General features: G+C 75.0%; 13 protein-coding genes. 6 read left to right on the top strand and 7 right to left on the bottom strand.

All coding sequences use genetic code 11. From position 1 onward, the window contains the following. Positions 1-169: 169 nt before the first annotated feature. The gene (locus IPL61_16685; protein MBK9032881.1) at positions 170-1,390 is read right to left on the bottom strand and encodes a class I SAM-dependent RNA methyltransferase; all 1,221 of its coding nucleotides are present in this window, start codon (positions 1,388-1,390) and stop codon (positions 170-172) included. 122 nt (positions 1,391-1,512) lie between these two features. On the opposite strand from IPL61_16685, the gene IPL61_16680 reads away from it, so the two are divergent. After that, positions 1,513-1,851, top strand: coding sequence for an HPF/RaiA family ribosome-associated protein (locus IPL61_16680; protein MBK9032880.1), 339 nt, complete (start codon positions 1,513-1,515; stop codon positions 1,849-1,851). On the opposite strand, the gene asd is transcribed toward IPL61_16680, so the two are convergent. After that, complete coding sequence (asd, locus tag IPL61_16675; protein ID MBK9032879.1) at positions 1,852-2,940, bottom strand: aspartate-semialdehyde dehydrogenase; 1,089 nt, start codon at positions 2,938-2,940, stop codon at positions 1,852-1,854. An 88-nt stretch (positions 2,941-3,028) separates the two neighbouring features. Between asd and IPL61_16670 the strand changes: the two genes are divergently transcribed. Next, entirely contained in the window at positions 3,029-3,715 is a 687-nt protein-coding gene (locus IPL61_16670) for a hypothetical protein (GenBank protein ID MBK9032878.1), read from the top strand. On the opposite strand, the gene IPL61_16665 is transcribed toward IPL61_16670, so the two are convergent. Then, the gene (locus IPL61_16665) at positions 3,618-4,265 is read right to left on the bottom strand and encodes a Crp/Fnr family transcriptional regulator (GenBank protein MBK9032877.1); all 648 of its coding nucleotides are present in this window, start codon (positions 4,263-4,265) and stop codon (positions 3,618-3,620) included. The two genes, IPL61_16670 and IPL61_16665, sit on opposite strands and share 98 nt — an antisense overlap. Positions 4,266-4,321: 56 nt before the next feature. Between IPL61_16665 and IPL61_16660 the strand changes: the two genes are divergently transcribed. Next, positions 4,322-4,927, top strand: coding sequence for a hypothetical protein (locus tag IPL61_16660; GenBank protein ID MBK9032876.1), 606 nt, complete (start codon positions 4,322-4,324; stop codon positions 4,925-4,927). 33 nt (positions 4,928-4,960) lie between these two features. Here IPL61_16660 and IPL61_16655 read toward each other — a convergent pair whose 3' ends face one another. Continuing rightward, positions 4,961-5,182: a hypothetical protein gene (locus tag IPL61_16655; protein ID MBK9032875.1), complete on the bottom strand. Its 222-nt coding sequence runs from the start codon at positions 5,180-5,182 to the stop codon at positions 4,961-4,963. Then, a complete protein-coding gene (locus IPL61_16650; protein ID MBK9032874.1) occupies positions 5,179-6,084 on the bottom strand; it encodes an ADP-ribosylglycohydrolase family protein in 906 nt (301 codons plus the stop codon). The genes IPL61_16655 and IPL61_16650 overlap by 4 nt, the downstream gene beginning before the upstream one ends. Before the next feature lie 46 nt (positions 6,085-6,130). Between IPL61_16650 and IPL61_16645 the strand changes: the two genes are divergently transcribed. Further along, positions 6,131-6,859 carry a hypothetical protein gene (locus IPL61_16645; GenBank protein ID MBK9032873.1) on the top strand — a complete coding sequence of 243 codons (729 nt, stop codon included), beginning with the start codon at positions 6,131-6,133 and terminating at the stop codon, positions 6,857-6,859. Between the two features lie 21 nt (positions 6,860-6,880). On the opposite strand, the gene IPL61_16640 is transcribed toward IPL61_16645, so the two are convergent. After that, the gene (locus tag IPL61_16640) at positions 6,881-7,864 is read right to left on the bottom strand and encodes a hypothetical protein (protein ID MBK9032872.1); all 984 of its coding nucleotides are present in this window, start codon (positions 7,862-7,864) and stop codon (positions 6,881-6,883) included. Further along, a complete protein-coding gene (locus IPL61_16635) occupies positions 7,786-8,604 on the bottom strand; it encodes a hypothetical protein (GenBank protein ID MBK9032871.1) in 819 nt (272 codons plus the stop codon). The genes IPL61_16640 and IPL61_16635 overlap by 79 nt, the downstream gene beginning before the upstream one ends. 132 nt (positions 8,605-8,736) lie before the next feature. Here IPL61_16635 and IPL61_16630 point away from each other — a divergent pair, with 132 nt between their 5' ends. Together IPL61_16630 and IPL61_16625 are read left to right on the top strand one after the other, a co-directional pair. Then, on the top strand, positions 8,737-10,968 hold the full coding sequence (locus tag IPL61_16630) for an adenylate/guanylate cyclase domain-containing protein (GenBank protein ID MBK9032870.1): 2,232 nt from the start codon (positions 8,737-8,739) through the stop codon (positions 10,966-10,968). Between the two features lie 59 nt (positions 10,969-11,027). Continuing rightward, entirely contained in the window at positions 11,028-11,909 is an 882-nt protein-coding gene (locus tag IPL61_16625) for a hypothetical protein (protein ID MBK9032869.1), read from the top strand. Position 11,910: the final 1 nt, after the last annotated feature.

Raw genomic sequence — 11,910 nt, 5'->3', positions numbered from 1 at the left:
CCGTGGGCGGCCCCGGCGCGCGCGCCGGCCTCGACCGCGCCGCCCGCGCTCACGCCGGATCGCGCGCGCGCGAACCGTGGGCGGCCCCGGCGAGCGCGCCGCCCGCGCGCTCACGCCGGATCGCGCGCGCGAACCGTGGGCGGCCCCGGCGAGCGCGCCGCCCGCGCGCTCACGCCGGATCGAGCGCGCGCTCGAACTGCGCGACCAGCTCGACGTGGGCGGTCTGCGGCATCAGGTCGAACGCGGCGATCGTGCGCGCAGCGAAGCCGGCCGCGACCAGGCGCTCGCCGTCGCGCGCGAACGTGGCCGGGTCGCACGACACGTAGACGATCCGGCCGGCGCCGGTCGCGGCCAGGTGACCGATCACGTCCTTGGCGCCGGTGCGCGGCGGATCGAGCAGGACCACGTCGAAGCGCTGGCCCGCCGCCACCAGCGCCGGCACCACCGCCGCCGCCGGCCCGGCCACGAACTGCGCCGCCACCGCCGCGGCGTCCCGGGGCGCGACCGCGTCGGTGGCCGTGACCTCGGCGCCGGCCGCGATCAGATCGCGCGTGAAGTTGCCGTTGCCGGCGTAGAGCTCGAGCACCCGCTCGCCGGGCCGCGCCGCCACCGCGGCCGCCACCGCCGCGCGCAGGGCCTGGTTGCCGGCCGCGCCCGCCTGAGCGAACTCGTCGGCGCGGACCCGCAGCCCTGGCTCGAGCTCGACCGCCGCGAGCCCGGCCTTGCCGCCGGGCCAGACCACGCCGACCAGGCCGCCGTGGCCGATCAGCGCGCGCGCCTGCTCGCCGTGGCAGGGCGCGTCGATGACCGCGTGGGCGCCGCCGGTGCCCGCGACCAGGTGCAGCTCGCCGGCGCCGGCGATCACCGTCGCCGCGGCCGCGCGCACCGCCGCCAGCGCCGCCGCCAGCTCGGGCGCGAGCTGCGGACAGGCGTCGACGTCGGTCACCGTGCGGGCGCGCGGCGCGTGGAACCCGATGGCGCCGCCGGCGATCGCGAACCGGGCCCGCCGCCGCCAGCCCCAGGCGCGCTCGGGCTGCGCCAGCGGCGCCAGGGTCGCGCCGCCGGCGACCAGCCGCCGCACCGCGCCCGCGACGATCGCCTGCTTGGCGGCGGCCTGGGTCGCGGCGTCGACGTGGGCCCAGTCGCAGCCGCCGCAGGTGCGGGCCGCGAACAGCGGGCAGGCCGGCGCGATCCGCCCGACGCCCGCGCGCGTGATCGTCACCAGCTCGGCCCGGGCCCAGCGGGCGTGGCGCTCGACCACCGCCGCGGTCACGTCCTCGCCCGGCGCGGTCGCGGCGACGAACACCGTGCGCCCGTCGGCGTCCTTGCCCACGCCGTCGCCGCCGGCCGCGAGGCCGTGGATGGTCACCGCGATCGTCTGTGCGTTCACCGGCGCACGCTAGCACATGTCGTTTTATGCGACACGAAGCGTTCAAACTTACGACTCGACCGCACGGCCGTGACGCCCCATCCTGGGCGCACACCCTCTGACGTGAAAGCGAGGAACCTCTGATGAAGATCGTCATCCGCACCCGCGACCTCGACCTCACCCCCGAGCTGCTCGACCGGGTCCGCCGCCGCGCTCAGTTCGCGCTCGGCCGCCTCGGCCCGGCCATCCGCGGGCTCGACGTGACCCTGGCCGACGTCAACGGCCCCCGCGGCGGCGTCGACAAGCTGTGCCGGATGCGCGTGCGCGGCGACGACCTGCCGACCGTCGTGGTCGAGGCCACCGACCTCGAGCTGACCGCGGCCATCGACGCCGCCGCCGAGCGGGCCGGGCGCGCGGTCGTGCGGGCCCGCCAGCGCCGCCGCGGGTTCGCGGCGATCCCGCGGCTCGCGCCGCAGCCGTAGCTACTTCGCGGTCAGGTACCCGTCGGCGGTCAAGAGCTCGGCGGTCAGCACCGCGCCGCCGGCGGCGCCGCGCACGGTGTTGTGGGACAGCGCCACGAACCGCCAGTCGAACAGCGCGTCGGGGCGCAGCCGCCCGATCGACACCGCCTGGCCATCGCCGGCGTCGCGATCGAGCCGGGTCTGGGGCCGGGCGTCGTCGTCGAAGTACCGCAGGAACGGGCTGGGCGCGCTCGGCAGGCCCAGGCGCTGCGGCTTGCCCACGAACTCGCGCCAGGCCGCCAGGATCTCGTCGCGCGCGGGCGCGCGCTCGAAGCCGACGAAGACCGCGGCCATGTGGCCGTCGCTGACCGGCACCCGGATGCACTGCGCGCTGATCGTCGGCGAGCTCGCCGGCACGATCCGGCCGTCGACGACCGTGCCCCAGATCTTCAGCGGCTCCTGCTCGCTCTTCTCCTCCTCGCCCTTGATGAACGGGATGACGTTGTCGACCATCTCGGGCCACGACGCGAAGGTCTTGCCGGCGCCGGAGATCGCCTGGTAGGTGCAGACCGCGATCCGGTTGGGGCCGAACGACAGGAGCGGGTGGAGCGCCGGCACGTAGCTCTGGATCGAGCAGTTGGGCTTGACCGCGACGAAGCCGCGCCGCGTGCCGAGGCGCCGGCGCTGGGCCTCGATCACGACCGCGTGGTCGTCGTTGATCTCGGGGATCATCATCGGCACGTCCGGGGTCCACCGGTGCGCCGAGTTGTTCGACACCACCGGGGTCTCGGCCCGGGCGTAGTCGTCCTCGAGCCGGGCGGTCGCGTCCTTGGCCATGTCGACGGCGCAGAACACGAAGTCGACCCCGGCAGAGACGGCGGTCACGTCGCCGGCGTCGGCCACGGTCAGCGCGGCGGCGGCCGCGGGCACCGGCGCGCCCAGGCTCCAGCGCCCGGCCACCGCGTCGGCGTAGGACTTGCCGGCCGAGCTGGGGCTGGCGGCGACCGCGGCCACCTCGAACCACGGGTGGTTGGCGAGCAACGCGACGAAGCGCTGACCGACCATGCCGGTGGCGCCGAGGACTCCGACCTTGAGCTTGGGCTTGGACATCGCGCGCGAAATCTAGCAGAACCGCCCATCGACGCTGGCGTTGATGCACATCAAGGCGCGCGCGCGTCGCCGTCGCCACGCTGCGGGCATGATCGACCCGCGCCATGCCAACCGCCTCGCCGTCGCCCTGGCCGCCACGGCCGCCGCCGTCCTGACCGCGATGGTCGCCATCACCGCCGCGACCGGCGTCGCCCAGGAGCCGTTCGAGGTGGTCCGCGCCGACTACGCGCCGGCGATCGCCGCCGGCGCCGACGCGCTGCGCGCGATCATCGGCCTCGACGCGCTGTTCCTGATCGCCTACACCGGCTTCTTCGTGCTGCTGCCGCGGGCGCTCGGCGTCGCCGACCATCCGCTGGTGCGGCTGGGCGTGCGCGCGATGGTCGCGGTCGCGGTGCTCGACATCGTCGAGGATCACCACCTGCTGGCGCTGGCGCGCATGGCCGGCGCCGGCCTGCCGATCAGCCCGGCCGCGATCGAGCTCCAGCACGTGCTGTCGCAGGCCAAGTTCCACCTGAGCTACCTGGCGCTGGCGATGATCGCCCTCGGCCTGCCGCGCGCCGACGTCCGCGATCGCGTGTTCGCGGTGATGATCGGTCTGCCGCTGCCGCTGATGGGCGCGCTGGCCTGGGCGGCGCCGTCGCTCGAGGCCGCGATCGGCGTCGCCCGCTGGGGTGCGTTCATGACCGGGTTCGGCGCGGCGATCGTGACGCTGCGACGGGGCGCGCGCGCGGCAGCCCCAGCCGCCGACGCAGCCGCGACAGGTGCTCGGGCGTGATGCCCAGGTACGAGGCGACGTGGCGCTGCGGCACCAGCGGCTCGATCGCGGCGAGGCGCGCGCGGAACCGCTGGTAGCGATCGTGGGCGTCGAGCGCGAGCAGCTCGTACTCGCGCTCGGCCTTGAGCAGGTACAGCCGCTCGGTCACCGCCGCCACCAGCCCCCGCCACGCCGGCCGGGCCGCGGCCGCGCGCGCGATCACCGCCCACGGCACGGTCAGCACCCGCGTCGGCGCGCACGCGATCACCTCGCACCGGGCCGCGCCGCCGCGCAGCAGGTCCGACAGCGAGCCGGCGAAGTCGCCGGCGATCCCGAACGCGCGCACGCGCTCGCGGCCGTCGGCCACCAGGAACGTCTCGCGCACCAGGCCGGCGCGGATGAGGCCGACCGCCACCGCCGGCGCGCCGCTGCGCAGGTAGGCCTCGCCGGCCGCCAGGGTCTTGACCCGCAGGTGCGGCGTGACCGCGGCCAGGTCGGCCTCGGCCAGCGGCGCCTGACGCGTCAACGTCGCCCGCCACCAGGCCAGGTCGGCTGTGCGCAGATCACCCACGGCGGCACGATACCCGATCGCTGCGACCATCCCGGGGGCCGCCGCGACAGACGATCATGCGCGCTGTCCTGATCTCTGCCCTGGTCCTCGCCGTCACCGGCGCGTGCGCCGACGACGCCGCGATCGACTCTGATGAGGCCGCGCGCCGCGCGTACCTCGGCCTCGACGGCTCGGTCGCCAAGTCCCTCGGGCTGGGCTTCGACGGCTTCAACGCCGCGTCGTCCGCGAACATCCCGCCGCAGACCGGCGCCGGCGACGTCGCCGGCACGATCACGATCACCGGCCAGGTCGATCAGGGCTCGTCGGCCAACAAGGAGATGCGGCTCCACGTCGGCATGGTTGGCTACGACGACGGCCCGTTCCCGGTCGGCCCCGACGACGAGACCATCTCGATCGCCTACGACACCGACACCGCCGAGGCGACCCAGCCGTACCTGCACCTGGCGCTGCGCAACATCCCGGCCGGCACGTTCACCGGCGAGCTGACCGGCACCTACCACCTGACCGGCGCGATCGCCGGCGACGTCACGCTCGATCTGACGATGCAGGGCCTCCTCCAGGACGGCGGCGGCGGCGTCACCGAGCGCATGCCCGGCAGCACGACGGTCACCGGCACCGCGACCTCGGGCGACGGCATCTACGACGTCACGCTCACGCTGTGATCCGCGACGGCGGGCCCGCCCACGCCCACGAACTCAAGCTGCCGTGAGTTGAGTGACTCGACAAACCCTCTCAAGTCGCGGTTGCGCCTCACCGATCGACTCCTGGTACGCGGCGATCAACTCGAGCAGGATGGCGACGCGCGCCTGCGGCGTGAGCCCAGCGTAGTACGCATCGTCAGCGGCCTCGGCCGCCTCGAAGCCGCGAAAGACCTGCCCGCGGCGCTCCTTGCGGGCACAGGATCGCATCGACGTCACGCGGGCACCGGCTCGGTCGCGGCGCGCCAGGCCGCGGGGATGGCCAGGGCGCCGCCGGGCGCCGCGAGGATCGTGACGCCGCCGACGATGGCCGCGTTGGTGTCCCGATCGCCGAGCGGCGCCGCCGCCTGCCAGACCGCGTCCTCGTAGCTCCGGAGGTGTCGGGCCGCGACCCACGCGCACCACGGCACGGTGTCCTGGGCGCTGACCTGGCGCCCGGTGCCGAGCTCGGCCGCGACCTGGTCGGGATCCGCGGCCAGCCCCAGCGCCCGCGCCCGGACCAAGCCGGCGTGCGTCAGGCCCGGCGGCGTCCGCGCGATCACCCCGGCCAGGAGCGCGTCGCCGTCGAGCGCCGCGCCCTGCCCGATCCGCCACGCCAGCGCCGCGGCGACCGCGACCGCGACCGCGCCGGCGACGCCCTCGGGGTGCGCGTGGGTCGGCGCCGCCGAGCGGGCGGCCTCGACCACCACGCGGTCGAGATCGTCGGCGAAGTACGCGCCCAGCGGCGCAACCCGCATCGCCGCGCCGTTGCCGAACGAGCCCTGGCCACCGAACATCGCGGTCGCCTCGACGCGCCAGTCGGCGCCGTGCGCCGCCCGGGTGAGCAGCGTGTACGCGCCCTGGCCGTAGCCGCGGTCAGGCTCGGCGGCGAACCGGCGGACCAGCGCCGCCATCAGCGCGTCAGGGTCGATCGTCGCGTCGCGCTCGAGCGTCTCGACCACCGCCAGGGCCATCGCGGTGTCGTCGGTCCAGCGCCACGGCCGGCGCGCCACCAGCGCGCGCGCCGCGACGCGCCGGGTCGCCTCCTCCGGCGGCCCGAACAGGGTCTCGCCGAAGGCATCGCCGTGGGCCAGGCCGAGCAGGGACACGCGCATCCGGGTGTGAGGAGTCACAGTGTACATAATACACAATAAGTCGCGTCGCGCAACCCGGTGGTACGATCGGGCCGTGCTCCACCCCGTGGCCGGCCCCACGCTGCTCGCCGCGCTGCTCGCCGCGCTGCTCGCGGGCTGCGCGGGCGAGGCCGCGCCAGCGCAGCCCGACGCGCGGCTCGACCGCGGGCCCGACGCGGCGCCGACCTGGGCGACCTACCAGATCGACGTCGGCCGCCACGACGCCACGATCCTCGGCGGCACGGACGGCAACCCGGTGCGCACCCTGACCCAGGTCGACGGCCGCGACTACCTGTTCGCGTTCGACGCCTCGGCCATGTACGTGCTGACCGATCCGGTCGAGCCCAACGATCAGCTCGACTGGAACAAGCTGCCGGGGCTGTCCGACTGCGACACGATCGATCTCTCGGCCGAGGGCGCGATGTTCGGCTGGCGCTGGCGGCTCGATCTCGATCCGCCGGTGCTCGAGGTCACCGCCTACGCCAACAACGCCGGCGTCCACCTGACCGCGCCCGCGCCGCTGGCGACGCTCACCGCCGCCGACCTCGCCGCCGCCGCGCCGCTGCGCTACCGCCTCTGGTCCGACGGCGCGCGCTACCGCTTCACGGTCGCCGGCGCCCAGGGCGCGCGCACGATCGACGCCGCCGTCACCCTGCCCCGCGCCTGCCCCGCCCAGCCGCCCGCGCAGTTCCGCTGGGCCTCGGGCCTGTACTTCGGCGGCACCTCGACCGCGCCCTCGATCATCACCGGCCAGATCCTCGAGCGCCCGTTCGCCGGCGGCTGAGCACCGGCGCGCGCCGTTCGATCAGTTATCGATCCACGTGGCGCGCGGCGCGGTGAAGTTCAGGTAGAACCACCAGCCGCGGACGGTCCCGTTCATGTCGCGATCGTCGCGGGACGAGCAGTTGCCCATGCCGCCGGGCAGGAGCGACGACAGCGGCTGCCCGCCCACCAGCGGCAGCGTCGACGGCAGGATCGTGGCGTTCGCGTCGGCCTCGCTGATGAAGCCCATGAGCAGCCCGTTGACGGTGGTGGTCGCGGGGTTGCCCGAGTAGGTCGCGGCGATCCGCGAGTCGCGGAGCGTGATCGGGATCCCGGCCAGGGTGATCGTCACAGTGACCGGCCCCGCCGAGTAGCACGGGCCCGTCGGCGTCGTGATCGCCGGCGTGTACGGCGTCCCCTGGGTGCCCGCGAGCGGCGCCAGACAGGTGCCGGTCGCCATGTTGGTCGCGGTCGTCGAGATCGCCATCGCGGTGGCCGGCGTCCGGCTGCACATCGTGGTCCCGATCGGCGCGGTGCAGCTGGGGAAGTGGATCTCGAGCGGCGTCATCGCGCCGGCGGCCTGGTTGAGCGGGCGGAACACGGTCGCGATCGACAGATCGAGGTTGGTGTCGGCGTCGGTGCCGTCGGTCTGGATCGCCGTCTGGATCTGACCGTTGACCGAGAAGCCCGCGAGCGCGGTGTCGGTGACGTCGCGGCACCCGATGAAGCTCACGAACGTGTGCGGGTTGCGCAGGTCGAGGTCGCTCATTCGGAACGCGGTCGGCGTGACGGTCGTGAGCATGCACATGTTGTTGCAGGCGTCGGTGTTGTTCATGTTGCCGTCGTCGCACTGCTCGCCGGTCTCGACGGCGCCGTTGCCGCAGCGGATCGGGCAGTCGGCGTCGGTGTTGTTGTTGCCGCCGGCCAGGCAGCAGCCGTCGCCGCTGGTCATCGTGGTGATCGGCGGGAACGAGCAGGCGGCGGTGCAGGTGCCGGCGTTGGCCAGGACGTCGCGGGTGCAGGCCATGCCGTCGCTGCAGGTCGTCGGGCACGAGCCGGGCCGACCGCGATGGCGGTGTCGCAGGTCTCGCCGGGGTCGACCACACCGTTGCCGCAGCCGGCCACGCAGTCGCTGTCGGTGGCCGAGGTCGCGCCCGGCGGGCAGCAGCCGTCGCCGTTCATCGGCGCGGTGATCGGCGTGTTGGCGCACGCCGCCGTGCAGCTGCCACCGGCGGTCAGCGTGTCGGTCGTGCACGCGACCAGGTCGTTGCAGGCCGCCAGGTTCGGGCACGCGCCGCTGCCGCTGGCGATGCCGGTGTCGCAGGTCTCGGGCGGCTCGACCACGCTGTTGCCGCAGGCGGGCGCGCAGTCGTCGTCGGTGAGCGCGTTGGCCCCGGTCGGGCAGCAGCCGTCGCCGTTCGCCGGCACGGTGATCGGCGCGTTCATGCACTGGGCCTGGCAGCCCGAGCCCGACTGGACGTCGGCGGTGCAGGCCATGCTGTCGTCGCAGGTGGTCGGGCACGCGCCGGCGCCGGCGGCGATGCCGGTGTCGCACAGCTCGCCGAACCCGTCGTCGACCACGCCGTTGCCGCAGGTGAAGTGGCAGGAGTCGGTGCAGACCGCGTCGGCGACCTGATCGCCGTCGTCGCAGTCCTCCCCGACCTCGACCGTACCGTTGCCGCACACCGCCGGCGTGGCGTCGATCGCGACCGCGGCGTCGTCGGCCGGCGGCTTGAGGTTGTCGCCGCAGGCGGAGACTGCGAACACGAAGATGACTGCGGCGAGGCCGCGCGGACGAAGCGAATAGGCCATGGGCGTCTCCCCCGAGACGGATGATTGGCCGTCGAGCCTACGCCCCCGCCCGACCCGCGACAACCGCCTCGCTGGTAGGCTGGCCCGATGGCACCGCGGGATCGCTCACCCCGAAACTGGCCGCTGGTCGCCGCGGCTGTGGTGGCGATCACGCTCGCGGGCCTGGCCCTGGGCCACGGGCGCGCCTACCACCTGCCCGGCCTCGACGGGCTCGAGCAGCGCACGATCGACTGGCGGTTCCGCACCCGCGGGCCGCGCGCGCTGCGCGACGCCCGGATCGTCGTGGTCGGCCTCGACGACGACACCCGGCGCGCCGCCCCCGACGTGTTCCAGACCCGACGCGGCTGGGCCCGGCTGATCCGGGCGCTGGCCGCGACCGAGCCCGACGCGATCGCGCTCGATCTGTTCTTCTCCTCGCGCGAGATCCTCCTGCCCGACGCGCTGACCCGCCAGGTCGAGGACGCCTACGCCACCGCGCGCGCCGACGCCGCGCCGAGCCCGGCGTTGGCCGCCGCCCGCGACGCGCTGGGCGAGGTCGTGACCGCGCTCCACGGCGACGACGCGCTGGTCGCGGCGATCGCCGACGCCAAGGTCGTGGTCCTGGGCGCGCTGTTCCGGCTGATCACCAGCGCCGGCGAGCGCCCGGCCGCGCCCCCGGCCGAGCCGGCCGGCCTGGCCGGCGCCCAGGTCAGCGAGTCGGTCGGCGGCGCCGCGACCGTGCCCAGCGCGTACGCGGTCGCGTTCACGATGCCCGGCATGGCGGCCGGCGCGATCGCCGCCGGCGCCGTCAACCACTACCGCGACGACGACGGCGTCGCCCGCCGGGTGCCGCTGGTGATCGAGTACGGCGGCCGCTACTACCAGGCGCTGGGGCTGACCCTGGCCGCGCTGGCGACGCAGCAGCCGACCCGGTTCTTCGCCGCGCGCCGCACGGTCACGCTCGGCGAGCGCACGCTGCCGGTCACCGCTCGCCTGAACTTCCTGGGCCGGCCGTTCCCGCGGGTATCGGCGGCCGCGGTCCTCGACGGTCGGGTCGGCGCCGCCGAGCTCCACGGCAAGATCGTGATCGTCGGCTTCACCCACGCCGCGTACGACAAGGTGCCGACGCCGTTCGATCCCACCGCCGACGGCGTCGAGCTGCACGCGACGCTCCTGCACAACCTGCTCTACGACGAGCTCCTGCGCGACGCCGGCACCGCGGCCGAGGTCGCCGCGCTGCTGGTGTTCGCGGCCCTGGCGATCGCGCTGCAGCTGCGGCGGGTGCGCCGGCGCCTGTGGCTGCCGCTGATCATCGCGATCGGCGCGCTGGCGGCGTGGAGCGCGATCGGCCAGGCCCTGTTCGCGCGCGGCGTCGTGGTCGAGCTGGTGGCGCCAGCCGCGACCTTCGCGCTGACGATGCTGGCGGCGACCGTCGCGACCCTGGCCACCGAGGGCCGCGAGAAGGCCCACCTGCGCAGCGCGTTCGCGCAGTACGTCTCGAAGTCGCTGGTCGAGCGGATCGTCGCCAACCCGCGCGCGACCCGGCTCGGCGGCGAGCGCCGCGAGATGTCGGTGCTGTTCTCGGACATCCGCGGGTTCTCGCGCATCGCCGAGGCCCTGCCGCCCGAGCAGCTCGCCGACTTCTTGAACGAGTACCTGACGCCGATGACGACGATCGTGCTCGAGCGCGACGGCACGCTCGACAAGTACATCGGCGACGCGGTCATGGCGATGTGGAACGCGCCGCTGCCGGTCGGCGACCACGCCGGGCGCGCGTGCGACGCCGCGCTGGCGATGCAGGCGGCGCTCGGGCCGCTCAACCAGGGCTGGGCCAGCCGCGGCCGCCCGAACGTGCAGATCGGCATCGGCATCAACACCGGCCCGATGTCGGTCGGCAACATGGGCAGCGAGGCCCGCTTCGACTACACGGTGCTCGGGGACGCGGTCAACCTCGCGGCCCGGCTCGAGCCCCTGACCAAGGAGTACGCGGTCGATATCCTCGTCGGCGAGGCCACGGCCACCGCCGCCCGCGACTTCGTGTTCCGCGAGCTCGGGCGCGTGCGCATGAAGGGCAAGGACCAGCCGGCGCGGATCTTCCAGCTGTGCGGCCGGACCGGCGGCCCCGGGGTCCCGACCGCCGCGGCGCTCGCGGCCTGGACCGACGCCATGGCCGCGTTCGGCGCCCGCGACTTCGCCGACGCCGCCGCGCGCTTCGCCGCCCTGGCCGCGGCCGCGCCTGACGACGGCGCCGCCCGGGTGCTCGCGGCCCGCGCGGCCGAGCTGGCGGCGGCGCCGCCGCCCGATGACTGGGACGGCGTCTACGATCAGCGCAGCAAGTAGGCGTTTCTCGCCGCGGCGCGCGTGACGCCGGCCGGCCGTCCGTGGAACCCTACGCGCACATGTCCGCTGCCCGCCCGGTGGTCGTCCTCGACTTCGACGGCACCATGACCGACGCCGAAGCCGAAGGCGCGCCGTTCTTCGACGGCTACGTCGCTGATCTCGCCACGCTGACCGGCGGCGAGCCGGCGGTGGTGCGCGCGCGGGCCGAGGCGATCCGCGCCGAGATGTTCGCCGATCCGACCGCGTACGCCGCCGAGTTCGGCGATCCGCTGCGGGCGGTGGCGCCGGCGGTGGTCGACCCGTACCTGCGCATGACCCCGATCGCGCGCCGGATCTACGACGAGGCTGGCGTGCTGCGGGACCTCGGCGACCGCGATCGCGTCGGCTCGCTGCTCTACAGCCACCACTACCTGCACACCGTCACCCGTCCGGTGTTCCGCCCCGGCGCCGCGGCGCTCCTGCGCGCGCTCGGGCGGCGGCCCGATCTCGACGTCTGGGTCGTCACCAACTCCGGCACCCACCACGTGCGCGGCAAGATCGAGCAGCTCGAGCGCGACGGCGGCGGCGTGGCCTGGCTGGCCGAGCGCGTGCGCGGCAACGCCGGCAAGTTCGTGATCGCCGAGGACTGGACCGCCGGCCCGAGCGATCTGACCGTGGCCGGGCTGGCGCGGCCGATCCTGCGCAAGCGCCGCCGCTACTTCGACATCCTGGCCGGCCTGTGCGGCGGCGACTTCGGTCGGCTCACGGTCGTCGGCGACATCTTCGAGCTCGACCTGAGCCTGCCCGACGCGCTCGGCGCCCGGGTCGCGCTGGTGCGCGGGCCGTACACGCCGGCCTACGAGCTGGCGTACCTCGCGACCCTGGGGCCCCGCGCCGCCGTCGTCGACGATCTGCCCGCGGTGATGGATTTCATCGACTTACCTCCGGGCCCCGCGGCTTGAT

This window comes from Myxococcales bacterium, assembly GCA_016717005.1.
In the GTDB taxonomy this organism is placed as follows: domain Bacteria; phylum Myxococcota_A; class Polyangia; order Haliangiales; family Haliangiaceae; genus UBA2376.
The sequence above is the reverse complement of the archived record's forward strand: the minus strand, read 5'-3'. Positions and strand labels throughout refer to the sequence as shown.

What these genes read in the sequence shown, in the direction of transcription:
- IPL61_16670 (MBK9032878.1), top strand. Translation starts at nt 3,029, where the DNA reads ATGATCGACCCGCGCCATGCCAACCGCCTCGCCGTCGCCCTGGCCGCC.
- IPL61_16660 (MBK9032876.1), top strand. Translation starts at nt 4,322, where the DNA reads ATGCGCGCTGTCCTGATCTCTGCCCTGGTCCTCGCCGTCACCGGCGCG.
- IPL61_16625 (MBK9032869.1), top strand. Translation starts at nt 11,028, where the DNA reads ATGTCCGCTGCCCGCCCGGTGGTCGTCCTCGACTTCGACGGCACCATG.
- asd (MBK9032879.1), bottom strand. Translation starts at nt 2,940, where the DNA reads ATGTCCAAGCCCAAGCTCAAGGTCGGAGTCCTCGGCGCCACCGGCATG.
- IPL61_16630 (MBK9032870.1), top strand. Translation starts at nt 8,737, where the DNA reads ATGGCACCGCGGGATCGCTCACCCCGAAACTGGCCGCTGGTCGCCGCG.
- IPL61_16650 (MBK9032874.1), bottom strand. Translation starts at nt 6,084, where the DNA reads ATGTACACTGTGACTCCTCACACCCGGATGCGCGTGTCCCTGCTCGGC.
- IPL61_16680 (MBK9032880.1), top strand. Translation starts at nt 1,513, where the DNA reads ATGAAGATCGTCATCCGCACCCGCGACCTCGACCTCACCCCCGAGCTG.
- IPL61_16640 (MBK9032872.1), bottom strand. Translation starts at nt 7,864, where the DNA reads ATGGCCTGCACCCGCGACGTCCTGGCCAACGCCGGCACCTGCACCGCC.